Below are 16,558 nucleotides of genomic sequence, written 5' to 3' on the forward strand. Positions count from 1 at the left end.
TGCTTCCCGGTGGCCCCGTTTCCCCCGGAAACGCGGAACCGGCCGCGAACGGTCAGCCGGAACCGGCCGCGTACGGGTTCAGTCCGTGTTCGCCTCCCGTACCCGCAGGGCGCGGGCCAGGTCGTCGAGCTGGTCGGCGAGTTTGCGGCGCAGGGCGGGGATCGGGGCGGCGTCGTTCAGGCACTCCTGGCCCAGGCGCAGGTTGTCGGCGTCGATGGCGTGGCCGGGGAAGGCCCAGCGGCCGGCGGCGTCGGCGATGGCGGGGCCGCGGCGGGCGGCGAGGGCGACGGCCGCGGTGTAGTAGCGCGGTACGTAGTCGCGTACGAGGTCGGTCTGTTCGGGCTGCCAGAAGCCCTGGGCGGTGGCGGTGAACAGGTAGTTGGAGAGGTCGTCGGAGACGAACATGGCCTCCCAGGCGCGGCTTTTGGCCTCGGCGTCGGGCAGCGCGGCGCGGCAGCGGGCGGCGCCTTCCTGGCCGGTGGCGCTCGGGTCGCGTTGGAGTTCGGCGGCGATGGCGGTCTCGTCGGTGGCGCCGAGGACGGCGAGCCGGGTGAGGATGCGCCAGCGCAGTTCCGGGTCGAGTTCGGGGCCGCCGGGCACGGTGCCGTCGGTGAGCCAGGCGGCGATGGTGTCGGGGTGGGCGGCGGTGGCGATGCGGTGGCGTACGGCGATCAGGCGCAGCCCGGGGTGGTCGCCGTCCTCGGTGCGGCGGATGAGGTCGCGGCACAGCTCGGCCAGGGTGGTCAGGGCGGCGGGCCGCTCCTGGGGGGTGACGTAGCGGTCGGCGACCTGGCCTGCGGCGAAGGCGAGGACGCCGTCGACGAGCGCGAGGTCGGTCTCGTACGGGAGGTGGGCGCGGGCGATGTCCAGGTAGGTGCCGGCGGGGAGTTCACCGTCGCGGACGGCGTCCCTGAGGGCGTTCCAGACGACGGCCCGGGTGAGCGGGTCGGGCAGGCCGGACAGGCCGGCGCGGATCGTCCGGAAGGACTCGGCGTCGAAGCGGATCTTGGCGTAGCTCAGGTCGCCGTCGTTGAGGACGACGAGGGCGGGGAGCTTGCCGATGGGCCGGGGTTCGGCCTGGGGCACGTCGATGTCGAGGCGTTCGCGCGGGGTGAGGCTGCCCTCGCCGGCGGGGTCCTGGTCGTAGAGGCCCACGGCGATGCGGTGGGGTCGTTCGCCGGTGCGGGTGACGGTGAGTGCGCGGCTGCCGTTGTCGCCGGTGACGCGCGGGGTGAGGGTGTCTACGCCGGTGGTGCGCAGCCAGGCGTCGGCCCAGGCGTGGACGTCGCGGTCGGTGGCGGCGGCGAGGGAGTCGATGAAGTCGGCGAGGGAGGCGTTGGCGAACTTGTGCCGGTCGAAGTGGATGTTGATGCCGGCCAGGAAGTCCTTCTCGCCGAGCCAGGCGACGAGTTGGCGCAGGGCGGAGGCGCCCTTGGCGTAGGAGATGCCGTCGAAGTTGAGGAGGGCGGAGGCGGTGTCCTGGACGTTCTCGGGGGCGACGGGGTGGGTGGAGGGGCGTTGGTCGGCGTCGTATCCCCAGGCTTTGCGGGTGACGCCGAAGTCGGTCCAGGTGTCGGTGAAGCGGGTGGCCTCGGCGGTGGTCTGGTAGCCCATGTACTCGGCGAAGGACTCGTTCAGCCAGATGTCGTCCCACCAGCGCAGGGTGACGAGGTCGCCGAACCACATGTGGGCCATCTCGTGGGCGATGACCATGGCGCGGGTCTGCCGCTGGGTCTCGGTGACGGCGGAGCGGAAGACGAAGTCGTCGCGGAAGGTGACCAGGCCGGGGTTCTCCATGGCGCCGGCGTTGAACTCGGGGACGAACGCCTGGTCGTAGGAGTCGAAGGGGTAGGGCTCGGTGAACTTCTCGTGGTAGCGGTCGAAGCAGCCGCGGGTGACCTCGATGAGTTCGTCGGCGTCGGCGTCCAGGTGGGGGGCGAGCGAGCGGCGGCAGTGGATGCCGAAGGGCAGGCCGCGGTGTTCGGTGCGTACGGAGTGCCAGGGTCCGGCGGCGACGGCGACGAGGTAGGTGGAGATCAGCGGGGTGGTGGCGGCCTTCCAGTGGCCGTCGCCGGTGTGTTCGGTGATTCCGTTGGCGAGGACGGTCCAGCCTTCGGGTGCGGTGACGGTGAGGTCGAAGACGGCCTTGAGGTCGGGCTGGTCGAAGGCGGCGTACACGCGCTGCACGTCGTCGAGGAAGAGCTGGGTGTAGGCGTAGGTCTCGCCGTCGGCGGGGTCGGTGAAGCGGTGCATGCCCTCGCCGGTGCTGGAGTAGCGCATGGCGGCGTCGACGTGCAGTTCGTGCTCGCCGGGGGTGAGTCCCTTCAGCGCCAGCCGGTTCTCGTCGAGGGCGGCCGGGTCCAGGGGGTGTCCGTCCAGGGTGACGGTGCGCAGTTCGGCGGGCTTGACCTCGACGAAGGTGTCCGTGGAGTCCGCGTTGTCCGTGGTGACCGTGTCGCCGCGGACGGTGAACCGGATGACGGTACGGGAGTCGAAGGTCTCGTCCCCACGGGTGAGATCGAGGTCGATCGCGTAGTGGTGGACGTCGAGGAGCCGGGAACGGGTCTGCGCTTCGTCGCGCGTCAGTACGGACATGCACGACATGCTGCCTGATGCGGTGGGCAGCGCACAGAGGCGGTTCGGTACGCGGAGTATGTCCGGTCCGCCGCGCCGCCCGCCGTGCGCCCCCGGGTGTGCGCCCCGTGGGCGGGGGCGCACCCCGCGTCAGTCGGCGGCCGGGGCCGGACCGCTGCCGCTGCCCTTGCCGCTGCTGCCGTTGCCGTTGCCGTTGCCGTTGCCGTTGCTCTCCGCGATGCGCTCGTGGTGGTGGATCACCTCGGCGATGATGAAGTTGAGGAACTTCTCGGCGAACGCCGGGTCGAGCTTGGCGCTCTCGGCGAGGGCGCGCAGCCGGTCGATCTGCTGGGCCTCGCGGGCCGGATCGGCGGGCGGCAACCGGTGGCGGGCCTTGAGGTGGCCGACCTGCTGGGTGCACTTGAAGCGTTCGGCGAGCATGTGGAGGACGGCCGCGTCGATGTTGTCGATGCTGTTCCGCAGTTGGGCCAGCTCCTCGCGGACGGCGGGGTCGACGGCACCGGTACCGGTGTTGCTGGTGGTCATGGGCGCACACCCTACGGGCGGGGCCCCGGCTGTCGCAGACCGTCTCAGGCGCTGAACGCCCTACAGTCCTCGTAGAGTGGGACACAGGGTTCAGGCGTCTTGGGGGTCGGGCGTGGCGAACGGCGGACCGGTCGAGCACGGGTTCCCGCACCTGGAGACGGTGCGGGAGGCCGTCACGGCGCTGTACCGGCGCCTGTCGTACGACACCGTGCAGACGTTCTCGGCCAGTGTGGCTCCGGTCGACGTGGCGTTCTGCGACACCGACGACCTGTATCTGGGCGCGCAGCGGGTGGCCCACGAGCTGGTGCGGCACTACCGGCTGCCCGATGCCCGCATGATCGTCTCCTTCCGCGAGATGACCCACGCGGCGAGCGTGGAGCTCACGGCGGGCCCGGAGTACTTCATCGAGCTGAACGACCGTTTCCGCACCCATCGGCGGGACATCGGCGCGGCCCTGGCGCACGAGGTGATGCACGTCTACCTGCACCGCCTCGACCTGTCGTTCCCCGGCACCCGGGACAACGAGATCCTCACCGACACGGCGACGACGTACCTGGGCGCCGGCTGGCTGCTGCTCGACGCCTTCCGGGAGGACTCGGCGTCCTCGCAGAAGCTGGGATATCTGACGCCGGAGGAGTTCGGTTACGTCCTGGCCAAGCGGGCGCTGGTGTTCGGCGAGGACCCGTCGGTGTGGTTCACGAGTCCGCAGGCGTACACGGCGTACGGCAAGGGCATGGCCCGGGCCCGCCGGGACGAGCAGCAGCCGCCGCTCACCGCGGCCGGCTGGGCGGGCCGCCGCCGCTACGCCCGGGACCGCCGGCACGCCCAGGACCCGCTCGCCGCGGGCGCGGCGGCGGACGGCCCTTACTCCTTCACCGCGCAGGCGTCCGGGCAGCTCCGGGTGGCGTTCCCCTGCCCGACCTGCCACCAGCGGATCAGGGTGCCGGTGCGGGGACGGGTCCGGGCGCGGTGCGGGCTGTGCCGCACGGTCCTGGAGTGCGACACGTGATGCGGCGCGCGGGGCGCGGGGGCACTGCTTCAATGCGCCTATGACACAGGCCATCGAAGAACCCTGGGGCATCAGCGTGTTCGGCTCGGCCACGGTGCGGTCCGAACCGGGACTCGCGCGGGTGCAGCCGGCGGTGGACGTGCTGGAATCGTCGCCGGAACTGGCTTTCCGGAAGGCCGGTGAGGCCGTGGCCCGGCTGCGGGCGGTCCTGCGCCGACGCGGCGTGCCGGACGTCGCGGTCTCGGGCTCCCGACTCAGTCTCAGCTCGGAGTACGACGGTCACGGCGGTGGCCGGACGCTGCTCGGGTACCGGTGCCAGGCCTCGTACGCGGTGGAGACGGAGGCGCTGGACGACCTCGAGCGGCTGATCGTGGACGTGGTCGACGCGGGGGCACACCGGATCGACAGCGTCGAGTTCGACGTGCGCGACCGGCCGGCGCTGCTCGACGAGGCGCGGCGCAGGGCCGTGGCCGCGGCCCGCCGCAAGGCCCAGGTGTACGCGGAGGCGGCGGACGCGCGGCTGGGACCGGTGCTGCACATCCAGGACGTGGAGTCCCAGCCCTTCGCCGCGTTCCGCGCCACGGGCGGCGGCGGCCCGTCCGGCGCCCTGGCTCCGGACGCGGTGGAGGTGACCGCCGGGGTCCTGCTGGGCTTCTCGCTGCGGCATTGAGGGACTGCGGCACTGACCGGCGCGGCCCGGTCGGCTACGGCCGCACGATGCCCTGCGCGCGTGCGGCCACCAGCCACTTGGGGAACTCGCCGACCAACTGGTCGTACAGCTCGGCGTCGGTCACCTTGCGCGGGTCGCGGCCCGCGTGGAAGAACCCGGCGTTGTCGACGACCCGCTTGTCGGGCACCGCGAGTTCGTCGAGCTTGCGCAGGTACTCGAACTGGCGACTGCCGGGGTCGCCGAAGCCGACGAACTGCCAGAACAGCGGCAGCGGCGCCGCCTTGCACAGGTACCGCTCCGCGGCGAGCCGGTTGATCGGGCCGCCGTCGGTCTGGAAGACGACCAGGGCGGGGTGGCGGGAGCCGCTGTCCAGGTAGTGGTCGATGACGGCGTCCATGGCCAGGTGGTAGCTGGTCTTGCCCATGTGGCCGAGGCCGGCCACGATCCGCTCGATGCGCCCCTGGTGGTCGGCGAGCGCGATCTCGGTGACGGCGTCGACGTCCGTGGAGAAGAACACCACCGGCACGGTGCCGTCGTCGTCGAGGTGCGCGGACAGTCCGAGCACCCGGTCGGCGAGCGCCTGCACGCTGCCGTCCTTGTAGTACGGCTTCATCGAGCCGGAGTAGTCGACGACGAGGTAGACCGCCGCCCGGGTCCCCTCCATCCCGTGCTTCGTCAGGGACACTCCGGCGCTCTTGTACAGATCGACCAGCGCGGGCGCCGTTTCCTGCACCTTGGTGAGACTGATCGCGGCCATGCGGACTCCCCCGTCACCCCGTACGTACGGCATCTGGGTGCCGAGGTTACGGCACGGTGCACCCCGCCTCTCGGTACACCCTTCGGCATTCGCTATTTTGTTCGCCGCCGTCCCCACCGGCTCACCGTCCCCCCTCCCCCGTCCCGAGGAGCCGGCCGTGGATTCCGAGTCCACCGTCACCACGTGCTACCGCCATCCCGCGGTGGAGTGCCACGTGCGCTGCACCCGCTGCGAGCGGTACATCTGTCCGGACTGCATGCGCGAGGCGCCGGTCGGCCACCAGTGCCCCGAGTGCGTGAAGGAGGGTGCGCGGTCGGTCCGGCAGGCCCGGACCATCGTCGGCGGCCGGGTCTCGACGACGCCCGTGGTGACGTACGTACTGATCGGGCTCAACGTCCTCGCGTACCTGGCGGAGGTGGTGCGGCCGGAGATCGTGGACCGGTTCTCCATGGTCGGTGCGCGGCTGGTCGGCCCGGACGGCGGCCACTACGTCTACGAGGGCGCGTACTTCGGCGGCTTCCACGCGGAAGGGGTCGTGGCCGGCGAGTGGGAACGGATGATCACCGGTGCCTTCCTCCATCTGGAGCCCACCGAGGGCACGTTCGGGATCCTCCACATCGTGATGAACATGGTCGCACTGTGGCAGCTCGGGCGCGTGGTGGAACCGATGCTGGGCCGTGTCCGCCACGCCGTGCTCTACTTGCTGTCGGCGCTCGGTGGTTCGGTCCTCGAACTGCTGCTCGCCGACCCCGCTCAGCCCTCGGTCGGCGCGTCCGGCGCGATCTTCGGGCTGGGGGCCGCGTACTACGTCCTGGCCCGCCGGATCGGCGCCGACATGGCCTCCGTGAACCGCTTCATGGCGTTCCTGCTGCTGTGGCTGCTGCTCTCCGCCGGGCTCACGTCCTGGCAGGGCCACCTCGGCGGGCTGCTGACGGGCGGCGCGCTGGCCCTCGCGTACGCGCCCCGGGACGGGCGCCGGGTGGCGGTGCAGGTGGCCGCCTGCGTGGGGCTGGTGCTGCTGCTCGCGGTGACGGCGGTGGCCAGGGTGACGGAACTGACAGGCGGAGGTGTCCCCCAGTGAAGCGTGCCGGTGTGCTGTTCCTCGCGGCCGTTCCCGTGATCGCCACGGGCCTGTACTTCGTCGTGCCGGGCGACTCGGCGGACCCGGCCGACACCCCGGCCGCCGCGTCCTCGTCGTCCGCGGCCACCACCCGGGCGACGCGTGAGGACGCCAAGGACCGGGCGGAGGAGGAGCGGGAGGCGGACGACGCGCTGATCGCCGACCTGCCGCCGGGGCTCGCCGCACCCGCGAAGAAGGAGCTGGCCCAGCAGCTCGTGTCCAGCGCCGAGAACTCGACCACCGAGTGGCGCACCGCCTACGGCGCCGTCGAGGACGTCGGGGACGGCGACGGGTACACCGCGGGCATCATCGGTTTCTGCACCGGCACCCACGACCTGCTCGCCCTGGTCGAGCGCTACACCGAGGCCCACCCCGACAACGGCCTGGCCGAGTACCTGCCCGCCCTGCGCGAGGTCGACGGCACCGACTCGCACGAGGGCCTGGACCCGGGCTTCACGGCGGCCTGGCGGGCGGAGGCGAAGGTCCCGGCGTTCCGCGAGGCCCAGGAGGAGGAGCGCGACCGGGTCTACTTCGAGCCGGCGGTCCGCCTCGCCAAGCTGGACGGCCTTGGCACGCTCGGCCAGTTCGTCTACTACGACGCGATGGTCTTCCACGGCCCCGACACGGACGCCGGGGGCTTCTACGGGCTGCGCGAACAGGCCCTGAGCGAGGCGAAGACACCGGGCCAGGGCGGCTCGGAGAAGGCCTACCTGGACACGTTCCTGGACATCCGCGAGCGGGCCATGCAGGCCAAGCGCCCGGGCATCGACACCTCCCGCGTCGACACCGCCCAGCGCCGGTTCCTGAAGGCCGGGAACATGGAGCTGGCGACGCCGCTGGTGTGGGAGGTGTACGGGGACACCTACAAGGTGCCCTGAGCGTGCGACGGCGCCTGCCCCTTTGTCCGGTCGGGGACAGGGCAGGCGCCATCAGTGTTCCGCACGCCATTGTGCGGGACGATCTTCGGTTGTTCCGTCCGTCAGACCGCGAGGGCGCGGTCGGTCGGGCGGATCGGGGCCGGCAGTTCGCTGGCTCCGGTCAGGAAGCGGTCGGCGCCGCTCGCGGCCGAGCGGCCCTCGGCGATCGCCCAGACGATGAGCGACTGGCCGCGGCCGGCGTCACCGGCGACGAACACACCCGGCACGTTGGTCTGGAAGTCGGCGTCCCGGGCGATGTTACCGCGTGCGTCGAGCTCCAGCGCGAACTGGTCGACCAGACCGTTCTCCCGGTCCGTGCCGGTGAAGCCCATGGCGAGGGTGACAAGCTGGGCCGGGATCTTGCGCTCGGTGCCCGGCTTCGGGGTGAGCTTCCCGTCGGTGAACTCGACCTCGCTCATGTGCAGCCACTGGACGTTGCCGTCCTCGTCGCCCTCGAAGTGGGTGGTGGAGACGGCGTAGACCCGCTCGCCGCCCTCCTCGTGGGCGCTCGTGACCTTGTAGAGCATCGGGAAGGTCGGCCACGGCTGCGCGAGAGGGTTCCGCTCCTCGCCCGGCCGGGGCATGATCTCCAACTGGGTGACGGAGGCCGCGCCCTGGCGGTGGGCGGTGCCCACGCAGTCGGCGCCGGTGTCGCCGCCGCCGATGACGACGACGTGCTTGCCCTCGGCCGAGATGGGGGGCGCCACGTAGTCGCCCTCCTGGACCTTGTTGGCCAGCGGCAGGTACTCCATGGCCTGGTGGATGCCGTTCAGCTCACGGCCGGGGACCGGCAGGTCGCGGGAGGTGGTGGACCCGGCGGCGATGACGACGGCGTCGTACCGCTTCTTCAGGTCGGTGGCCTTGAGGTCGCGGCCGATCTCGACACCGGTGCGGAAGCGGGTGCCCTCCGCGCGCATCTGCTCTATGCGGCGGTTGATGTGCCGCTTCTCCATCTTGAACTCGGGGATGCCGTAGCGCAGGAGGCCTCCGACGCGGTCCGCGCGCTCGTAGACGGCGACGGTGTGGCCGGCCCGGGTGAGCTGCTGGGCGGCGGCGAGACCCGCCGGGCCCGAGCCGATGACGGCGACGGTCTTGCCGGACAGGCGCTCCGGGATCTGCGGGGCGACGTCCCCGGTCTCCCACGCCTTGTCGATGATGGAGACCTCGACGTTCTTGATGGTGACCGGCGGCTGGTTGATGCCGAGCACGCACGCCGACTCGCACGGGGCCGGGCACAGGCGGCCGGTGAACTCCGGGAAGTTGTTGGTGGCGTGCAGGCGCTCCTGCGCGGCCGACCAGTCCTCGCGGTAGGCGTAGTCGTTCCACTCGGGGATCAGGTTCCCGAGCGGGCAGCCGTTGTGGCAGAACGGGATGCCGCAGTCCATGCAGCGGCTGGCCTGCTTGCTGATGATCGGCAGCAGGGAGCCGGGGACGTAGACCTCGTTCCAGTCCTTGACGCGCTCGCCGACGGGGCGGGTCCTGGCGACCTCGCGTCCGTGGTTCAGAAAGCCCTTGGGATCAGCCATTGGTCGCCGCCTCCATCATCTTCTCGGTGGTCTCGGTCTCGGAGAGACCGGCCCGCTCGGCGGCGTCCTTGGCGGCGAGCACTGCCTTGTACGTACTGGGGATGATCTTGCTGAAGCGCTCCACGGCGACGGTCCAGTCGGCGAGCAGCTTGCCGGCGACCGTGGACCCGGTCTCCTCGGCGTGGCGGCGCACGACGTCGTGCAGCCAGTCCTTGTCGGAGTCGTCCAGTGCCTGGACGGCGTCCACGTTGCCGGCGTTGACGTTGGCGCGGTCGAGGTCGACGACGTAGGCGATGCCGCCGGACATGCCGGCCGCGAAGTTGCGCCCGGTCTCGCCGAGGACGACCGCGTGGCCGCCGGTCATGTACTCGCAGCCGTGGTCGCCGACGCCCTCGGAGACGACGAGCGCGCCGGAGTTGCGGACGCAGAAGCGCTCGCCGACCTTGCCGCGCAGGAACATCTCGCCGCCGGTGGCGCCGTAGCCGATGGTGTTGCCGGCGATGGTGGAGTACTCGGCGAGGTGGTCGGCGCCCCGGTCGGGGCGGACGATCACCCGGCCGCCGGAGAGGCCCTTGCCGACGTAGTCGTTGGCGTCGCCCTCCAGGCGCAGCGTGATGCCGCGCGGGACGAAGGCGCCGAAGGACTGGCCGGCCGAGCCGGTGAAGGTGATGTCGACGGTGTCGTCGGGCAGACCGCCGCCGCCGAACTTCTTGGTGATCTCGTGGCCGAGCATGGTGCCGACGGTGCGGTTGATGTTGCGGATCGCGACCTGGGCGCGCACCGGCGCGGCCTCGGTGGCGTCCGAGGCGGCCAGGGCGTCGGAGGCGAGCTTGATCAACTGGTTGTCGAGCGCCTTCTCCAGGCCGTGGTCCTGGCCGACGGCCTGGTGGCGCACCGCGCCCTCGGCCAGCGCGGGCACGTGGAACAGTGGCGCCAGGTCGAGGCCCTGGGCCTTCCAGTGGTCGACGGCGCGGGTCACGTCGAGGGTCTCGGCGTGGCCGACGGCCTCCTCGATGGAGCGGTAGCCCAGCTCGGCGAGGATCTCGCGGACCTCTTCGGCGATGAAGCGGAAGAAGTTCACGATGTACTCGGCCTTGCCGGCGAACCGGTCACGCAGGACCGGGTTCTGGGTGGCGATGCCGACGGGGCAGGTGTCGAGGTGGCAGACGCGCATCATGACGCAGCCGGAGACGACGAGCGGCGCGGTGGCGAAGCCGAACTCCTCGGCGCCGAGCAGTGCGGCGACGACGACGTCGCGGCCGGTCTTGAGCTGGCCGTCGGTCTGGACGACGATCCGGTCGCGCAGGCCGTTGAGCAGCAGGGTCTGCTGGGTCTCGGCGAGGCCCAGTTCCCAGGGGCCGCCCGCGTGCTTCAGGCTCGTCAGAGGAGAAGCACCCGTGCCGCCGTCGTGCCCGGAGATGAGGACCACGTCCGCGTGCGCCTTGGACACGCCCGCGGCGACCGTGCCGACGCCGACCTCGGAGACCAGCTTGACGTGAATCCGCGCCTGCGGGTTCGCGTTCTTCAGGTCGTGGATGAGCTGGGCCAGGTCCTCGATGGAGTAGATGTCGTGGTGCGGCGGCGGGGAGATCAGGCCGACGCCGGGGGTGGAGTGCCGGGTCTTGGCGACCCAGGGGTACACCTTGTGGCCGGGCAGTTGGCCGCCCTCGCCGGGCTTGGCGCCCTGGGCCATCTTGATCTGGATGTCGTCCGCGTTGACCAGGTACTCGGAGGTGACGCCGAAGCGGCCGGAGGCGACCTGCTTGATCGAGGAGCGGCGCGCCGGGTCGTACAGGCGCTCGGGGTCCTCGCCGCCCTCACCGGTGTTGGACTTGCCGCCAAGCTGGTTCATGGCGATGGCGAGGGTCTCGTGCGCCTCCTGGGAGATGGAGCCGTACGACATGGCGCCGGTGGAGAAGCGCTTGACGATCTCGGAGACGGGTTCGACCTCGTCTACGGGGATCGGCCGGCGGCCCTCGGTACCGGTCTTGAAGCCGAAGAGGCCGCGCAGCGTCATCAGCCGCTCGGACTGCTCGTTCACGCGCTCGGTGTACTTCTTGAAGGTCTCGTACGTGCCGGAGCGCGTGGAGTGCTGGAGGCGGAAGACCGTCTCCGGGTCGAACAGGTGCGGCTCGCCCTCGCGGCGCCACTGGTACTCGCCGCCGATCTCCAGGGCGCGGTGGGCGGGCGCGATGCCGCTGGCCGGGTACGCCTTGGCGTGGCGGGCGGCGACCTCCTTGGCGACGACGTCGATGCCGACGCCGCCGATCTTGGTGGCTGTGCCGTTGAAGTACTTGGCGACGAAGGCCTCGTCGAGTCCGACGGCCTCGAAGACCTGGGCGCCGCGGTAGGAGGCGACGGTGGAGATGCCCATCTTGGACATGACCTTGAGGACGCCCTTGCCGAGGGCGTAGATCAGGTTGCGGATGGCCTGCTCGGGCTCGTCGTCGACGGCCTGGAGGAAGGTGCCGGCGCGGACCAGGTCCTCGACGGACTCCATCGCCAGGTACGGGTTGACGGCGGCGGCGCCGAAGCCGATGAGCAGGGCGACGTGGTGGACCTCGCGGACGTCGCCGGCCTCGACCAGCAGGCCCACCTCGGTGCGCTGCTTGGTGCGGATCAGGTGGTGGTGGACGGCCGCGGTGAGCAGCAGTGACGGGATCGGCGCGTGTTCGGCGTCCGAGTGGCGGTCGGACAGGACGATGAGCCGGGCGCCGTTCTCGATGGCGGCGTCGGCCTCGGCGCAGATCTCCTCTATGCGCGCGGCCAGCGCGTCGCCGCCGCCGTGCACCCGGTAGAGACCGGAGAGGGTCGCGGCCTTGAAGCCGGGCATGTCGCCGTCGGCGTTGATGTGGATGAGCTTGGCCAGCTCGTCGTTGTCGATCACCGGGAAGGGCAGCAGGACGCTGCGGCAGGAGGCGGCCGTGGGGTCCAGCAGGTTGCCCTGGGGGCCAAGGGAGCTGCGCAGGGAGGTGACCAGTTCCTCGCGGATGGCGTCCAGCGGCGGGTTGGTGACCTGCGCGAAGAGCTGGGTGAAGTAGTCGAAGAGCAGCCGGGGGCGCTCGGAGAGCGCGGCGATCGGCGAGTCGGTGCCCATGGAGCCGATCGGCTCGGCACCGGCCTTGGCCATCGGCGCGAGCAGGACGCGCAGCTCCTCCTCGGTGTACCCGAAGGTCTGCTGGCGGCGGGTGACCGAGGCGTGGGTGTGGACGATGTGCTCGCGCTCGGGCAGGTCGGACAGCTCGATCTCGCCGGCCTCGATCCACTCGGCGTAGGGCTGCTCGGCGGCGAGCTGGGCCTTGATCTCGTCGTCCTCGATGATGCGGTGCTCGGCGGTGTCCACGAGGAACATGCGGCCGGGCTGGAGGCGGCCCTTGCGGACGACCTTGGCGGGGTCGATGTCGAGGACGCCGACCTCGGAGCCGAGGACGACGAGGCCGTCGTCGGTGACCCAGTAGCGGCCGGGGCGCAGACCGTTGCGGTCGAGGACCGCGCCGACCTGGGTGCCGTCGGTGAAGGTGACGCAGGCGGGGCCGTCCCAGGGTTCCATCATCGTGGAGTGGAACTGGTAGAAGGCGCGCCGGTCCGGCTCCATGGAGGCGTGGTTCTCCCACGCCTCCGGGATCATCATCAGCACGGAGTGCGGCAGCGAACGCCCGCCGAGGTGGAGCAGCTCGAGCACCTCGTCGAAGGAGGCGGAGTCCGAGGCGTCCGGCGTACAGACCGGGAAGATCCGCTCCAGGTCCGCGGAGGACCCGCTGTGCCCATGGTCGGCAGAGCCGAACAGGCCTGAGGCGAGCTGGGACTCGCGGGCGCGCATCCAGTTGCGGTTGCCCTTGACCGTGTTGATCTCGCCGTTGTGCGCGACGAAGCGGTACGGGTGGGCGAGCGGCCAGCTCGGGAAGGTGTTGGTGGAGAAGCGGGAGTGCACGAGCGCGATCGCGGAGGCGAAGCGGCGGTCGGACAGGTCCGGGAAGAACGGCTCTAGCTGGCCGGTGGTCAGCATGCCCTTGTAGACGATGGTCCGCGCGGACAGCGACGGGAAGTAGACGCCGGCCTCGCGCTCGGCGCGCTTGCGCAGTGCGAAGGCGTGGCGGTCGAGGGCGATGCCCCGGGAGGCGCCGTCGCTCACGAAGATCTGGCGGAAGACCGGCATGGTCGAGCGTGCGGTGGCGCCCAGCAGTTGCGGGGCGACCGGGACCTCGCGCCAGCCGAGGACGGTGAGGCCCTCCTCGGTCGCGATGGTCTCGATCCGCGAGACGGCGTCCTCGGTGCCGTTGGTGCCGTCGGTGCCGTCGGGCGGCAGGAAGGCGATGCCGACGGCGTACGCCCCGGCCTCGGGCAGTTCGAATCCGGCCACCTCGCGGAAGAAGGCGTCCGGCACCTGGGAGAGGATGCCCGCGCCGTCGCCCGAGTCGGGCTCGGAGCCGGTGGCGCCACGGTGCTCGAGGTTGCGCAGCACGGTGAGTGCCTGGTCGACCAGGGTGTGGGACGCCTCGCCGGTAAGAGTGGCGACGAAACCGACGCCGCAGGCGTCGTGCTCGTTGCGGGGGTCGTACATACCCTGAGCAGCAGGGCGAGCATCCATGAAGGACCAGTTCTGGCCATTCGCGGAGTGCTGGGACGGCTGGCGCGGCGTACGCATCGGCTCTCCCGTCGTCGTCATCTGGCATGTGCAAAGTGCCGAGGGACGACGTTGGCCCTCTGCGTGGGTGCAAAATTTGGTGCAGGTTACATGATGGATTGGTTCTCGGTAAACGGGACAATCCATTCCAACATGCGGACACCGAGGGTTGCGGCGGGGGTACCGCGCCCGGCGGTGGAAGCTATGGAGACCGAAGCGAACAGATCGATGTCCGTCGGCCCGAGGGCGCGGAGGGAGCGTCGTCGCCCACTCCGCGGATGCGCGTCAGGCCTCATTGCCCACAGCGCTTACGGCTCATGCCCGGAGATTGCGTACTCGAAACCAGCGAGTAACGGCTACCTATGCGACCCCTCGCATAAGTTCGAGCCGGGTTATCCTACGGCCGTTCCGAACAGGCTGCCCAGGACGTACGTCACACCGGCCGCCGCGCCACCGAGGGCGAGCTGCCGCAGGCCGCTGTACCACCAGCTACGGGCCGTCACCTTGGCGACGATCGCGCCGCACAGGAACAGTCCGGCCAGCGCGAGCAGCACCGCGGGCCACAGCGCACCGGCGCCGAGCAGGAACGGCAGGACGGGGAGCAGGGCGCCCAGCGCGAAGGACCCGAACGAGGAGACGGCCGCGACCATCGGCGACGGCAGGTCGGAGGGGTCGATGCCCAGTTCCTCCCGGGCGTGTATCTCCAGCGCCTGCTCGGGGTCACTGGAGAGCTGGCGGGCCACCTCGCGCGCGAGCTTCGGCTCGACGCCCCGCGCCTCGTAGAGCGCGGCCAGCTCGGCCTCCTCGTCCGCCGGGTGCTTTCTCAGCTCGCGGCGCTCCACGTCCAGCTCGGCCTCGACCAGCTCGCGCTGCGAGGCGACGGAGGTGTACTCGCCTGCGGCCATGGAGAAGGCGCCGGCGGTCAGACCGGCCAGGCCGCTCAGCACGACGGTCTGCTGGCTGGCCGCGCCGGCGACACCGGTCATCAGGGCGAGGTTGGAGACAAGGCCGTCCATCGCGCCGAAGACGGCGGGGCGCAGCCAGCCGCCGTTCACGTCGCGGTGCGTGTGGTTGTCGCGGTGCGCCTCGTGCAGCGGCGCCTCGGTTTCGATGATGGCCACGCGGGTCCCCCTGGAAGCTAGTTTAGACTCGTTCTATCTCTCGACAACAACCAATCTACGCCGATCATTTCCGTCCCGCCAGCAAGGAAAGGCTGGGCTTACCTGCGGTTTTGCCGTCGAGCGCTCATCCGTGATCATGGCTGCACATATGTCGACCGGGTGACGCTGAGCCCGGTGAGGCTGCGGTGCGCACCACACCGGGGACAGATGGGCAAAGGGAGAGGAGCGGCCGCATGGCATCCACCGCCTGCATTCCCCCGGTTCCCGCGCCCCAAGGCGCCGTCGGGCTCCGCGACCGGGCCCGGGGCGCGTTGCTCGGACTGGCCGTCGGGGACGCCCTCGGGGCACCGGCCGAGAACATGAAGCCCTCCGAGATCCGCGCCCGCTGGGGCCGCATCACGGGATACGTGGCCGAGAACCCGGCCGGTACGGACGACACGGAGTACGCGATCTTCTCGGGCCTGCTGCTGGCGCGGTACGGCTCCGCGCTCACCCCGGTCGACGTGGAGACGGCCTGGCACGAGTGGATCGCGGACCGGGAGGAGGGCCCGTTCCGGGGAGCGGGCTTCAGCGAACGCGGCACCCTGGAGAACCTGCGCCGGGGACTGGCCGCCCCCATCTCCGCCCAGCACCGCCACGCCTGGAGCGACGGGCTGGCCATGCGGGCCGCGCCCCACGGCGTGTTCGCGGCGGGCCGGCCCGCAGAGGCGGCCCGGCTGGTGGCGATCGACGGCTCGGTCAGCCACGAGGGCGAGGGCATCTACGGCGGCCAGGCGGTGGCGGCGGGTGTCGCAGCGGCGATGACCGGGGCGCCGGCGGTCGTGGTCGTGGCCTCCGCCCTGGCCGTCGTACCGGACGACTCCTGGACCGCCCGCTGTCTGCGCCGCGCGATGACGGCGGCCCACCGCGGCGAACGCGCGGTGCGCTCCGCGGTGGTCATCGGCGGCTACCCGTGGACCGACCTGGCCCCCGAGGCGGTCGCCCTCGCCTTCGGCGCGTACGCGGCGGCCGACGGCGACTTCACGGACGCCGTGCTCACGGCCGTCAACATGGGCCGCGACGCCGACACCACGGCCGCGGTGGCCGGCGCCCTGGCCGGGGCGACCCGGGGTGTCGACGCCATCCCCGCCGAGTGGGCCGCCGCCATCGGCCCCGCCCGCGGCACCTGCCTCCCGACGATGGCCGGCCACCACGTGCGGGAGGTGGCGGACCTGCTGACCCACGCGGCGAGGGGAGTGCCGCACGGTCCGGAGGGCGAGCCTCGGGGGCCGGAGAGCGCGCCGCGAGGGCCGGAGGGGGCGCTGCCCCGGAGCCCGTACCCACCCGTCCCGGACATCGGCACGGCGGCGGAGGTGTCGTCGTGAGCAGGGTCCGTCCCGTCGCCGGGCCAACGGCCGCCACCATGGCGTACGTCGAGACGCCCGATGCGCCGGAGGGGGCCGACCCGACCGGGAGCGGACACCGACCAGAGCCCGAGCCGGAGACGGCCGAGCCGGGAACCGGGCCGGGGACGGCCGAGCCGGGGTCCGGGCCGGGGACGGCCGAGCCGGGGTCCGGGCCGGGGGCCGCCGGGCCAGGGAGCGAGCCACAGACCGCCGGACCAGGGACGGAACCGGGGACCACCGGACCAGGAACCAAGCCACAGACCGCCAGGCCAGGGACGGAGCCGGGGACCACCGGGCCAGGGACGGAGC

General features: G+C 71.6%; 11 protein-coding genes. 5 read left to right on the top strand and 6 right to left on the bottom strand.

Annotated features, from left to right (window positions below):
- Positions 1–78: 78 nt before the first annotated feature.
- Both pepN and KUM40_RS35595 read right to left on the bottom strand, forming a co-directional pair.
- Entirely contained in the window at positions 79–2,595 is a 2,517-nt protein-coding gene (pepN, locus tag KUM40_RS35590) for an aminopeptidase N (protein WP_217170444.1), read from the bottom strand.
- Between the two features lie 129 nt (positions 2,596–2,724).
- Positions 2,725–3,120, bottom strand: a complete 396-nt coding sequence (locus KUM40_RS35595) for a chorismate mutase (RefSeq protein ID WP_217170445.1) — start codon at positions 3,118–3,120, stop codon at positions 2,725–2,727.
- 112 nt (positions 3,121–3,232) lie between these two features.
- On the opposite strand from KUM40_RS35595, the gene KUM40_RS35600 reads away from it, so the two are divergent.
- Both KUM40_RS35600 and KUM40_RS35605 read left to right on the top strand, forming a co-directional pair.
- Positions 3,233–4,129: a hypothetical protein gene (locus KUM40_RS35600; protein ID WP_217170446.1), complete on the top strand. Its 897-nt coding sequence runs from the start codon at positions 3,233–3,235 to the stop codon at positions 4,127–4,129.
- Positions 4,130–4,169: 40 nt separating this feature from the next.
- On the top strand, positions 4,170–4,799 hold the full coding sequence (locus KUM40_RS35605; protein WP_217170447.1) for an SIMPL domain-containing protein: 630 nt from the start codon (positions 4,170–4,172) through the stop codon (positions 4,797–4,799).
- Between the two features lie 34 nt (positions 4,800–4,833).
- Here the strand turns inward: KUM40_RS35605 and KUM40_RS35610 are convergent, their stop codons facing one another.
- Positions 4,834–5,556 carry a VWA domain-containing protein gene (locus KUM40_RS35610; RefSeq protein ID WP_217170448.1) on the bottom strand — a complete coding sequence of 241 codons (723 nt, stop codon included), beginning with the start codon at positions 5,554–5,556 and terminating at the stop codon, positions 4,834–4,836.
- Between the two features lie 157 nt (positions 5,557–5,713).
- On the opposite strand from KUM40_RS35610, the gene KUM40_RS35615 reads away from it, so the two are divergent.
- Together KUM40_RS35615 and KUM40_RS35620 are read left to right on the top strand one after the other, a co-directional pair.
- On the top strand, positions 5,714–6,637 hold the full coding sequence (locus tag KUM40_RS35615; protein ID WP_217170449.1) for a rhomboid family intramembrane serine protease: 924 nt from the start codon (positions 5,714–5,716) through the stop codon (positions 6,635–6,637).
- Positions 6,634–7,554, top strand: coding sequence for a chitosanase (locus KUM40_RS35620; protein WP_308401306.1), 921 nt, complete (start codon positions 6,634–6,636; stop codon positions 7,552–7,554). The genes KUM40_RS35615 and KUM40_RS35620 overlap by 4 nt, the downstream gene beginning before the upstream one ends.
- 101 nt (positions 7,555–7,655) lie before the next feature.
- Here the strand turns inward: KUM40_RS35620 and KUM40_RS35625 are convergent, their stop codons facing one another.
- The 3 genes from KUM40_RS35625 to KUM40_RS35635 all read right to left on the bottom strand — a co-directional run bounded on the left by KUM40_RS35625 (position 7,656) and on the right by KUM40_RS35635 (position 14,864).
- Positions 7,656–9,119 (bottom strand): glutamate synthase subunit beta, encoded by a 1,464-nt coding sequence (locus KUM40_RS35625; protein ID WP_217170450.1) that lies wholly within the window; start codon positions 9,117–9,119, stop codon positions 7,656–7,658.
- On the bottom strand, positions 9,112–13,764 hold the full coding sequence (gene gltB, locus KUM40_RS35630) for a glutamate synthase large subunit (protein WP_217170511.1): 4,653 nt from the start codon (positions 13,762–13,764) through the stop codon (positions 9,112–9,114). Before gltB ends, KUM40_RS35625 begins: the two co-directional genes overlap by 8 nt.
- 371 nt (positions 13,765–14,135) lie before the next feature.
- Positions 14,136–14,864 carry a VIT1/CCC1 transporter family protein gene (locus tag KUM40_RS35635; RefSeq protein WP_217170451.1) on the bottom strand — a complete coding sequence of 243 codons (729 nt, stop codon included), beginning with the start codon at positions 14,862–14,864 and terminating at the stop codon, positions 14,136–14,138.
- Positions 14,865–15,097: 233 nt separating this feature from the next.
- Here KUM40_RS35635 and KUM40_RS35640 point away from each other — a divergent pair, with 233 nt between their 5' ends.
- On the top strand, positions 15,098–16,228 hold the full coding sequence (locus KUM40_RS35640; protein WP_217170452.1) for an ADP-ribosylglycohydrolase family protein: 1,131 nt from the start codon (positions 15,098–15,100) through the stop codon (positions 16,226–16,228).
- Positions 16,229–16,558 lie beyond the last annotated feature (330 nt).

The organism is Streptomyces sp. AC512_CC834, assembly GCF_019049325.1.
Taxonomy (GTDB): Bacteria; Actinomycetota; Actinomycetes; order Streptomycetales; family Streptomycetaceae; genus Streptomyces.

Excerpts from the sequence above, each read along its gene's own strand:
- pepN (WP_217170444.1), bottom strand. The coding sequence starts at position 2,595 with ATGTCCGTACTGACGCGCGACGAAGCGCAGACCCGTTCCCGGCTCCTC.
- KUM40_RS35625 (WP_217170450.1), bottom strand. The coding sequence starts at position 9,119 with ATGGCTGATCCCAAGGGCTTTCTGAACCACGGACGCGAGGTCGCCAGG.
- KUM40_RS35640 (WP_217170452.1), top strand. The coding sequence starts at position 15,098 with ATGGCATCCACCGCCTGCATTCCCCCGGTTCCCGCGCCCCAAGGCGCC.
- KUM40_RS35605 (WP_217170447.1), top strand. The coding sequence starts at position 4,170 with ATGACACAGGCCATCGAAGAACCCTGGGGCATCAGCGTGTTCGGCTCG.
- KUM40_RS35610 (WP_217170448.1), bottom strand. The coding sequence starts at position 5,556 with ATGGCCGCGATCAGTCTCACCAAGGTGCAGGAAACGGCGCCCGCGCTG.
- gltB (WP_217170511.1), bottom strand. The coding sequence starts at position 13,764 with ATGCGTACGCCGCGCCAGCCGTCCCAGCACTCCGCGAATGGCCAGAAC.
- KUM40_RS35595 (WP_217170445.1), bottom strand. The coding sequence starts at position 3,120 with ATGACCACCAGCAACACCGGTACCGGTGCCGTCGACCCCGCCGTCCGC.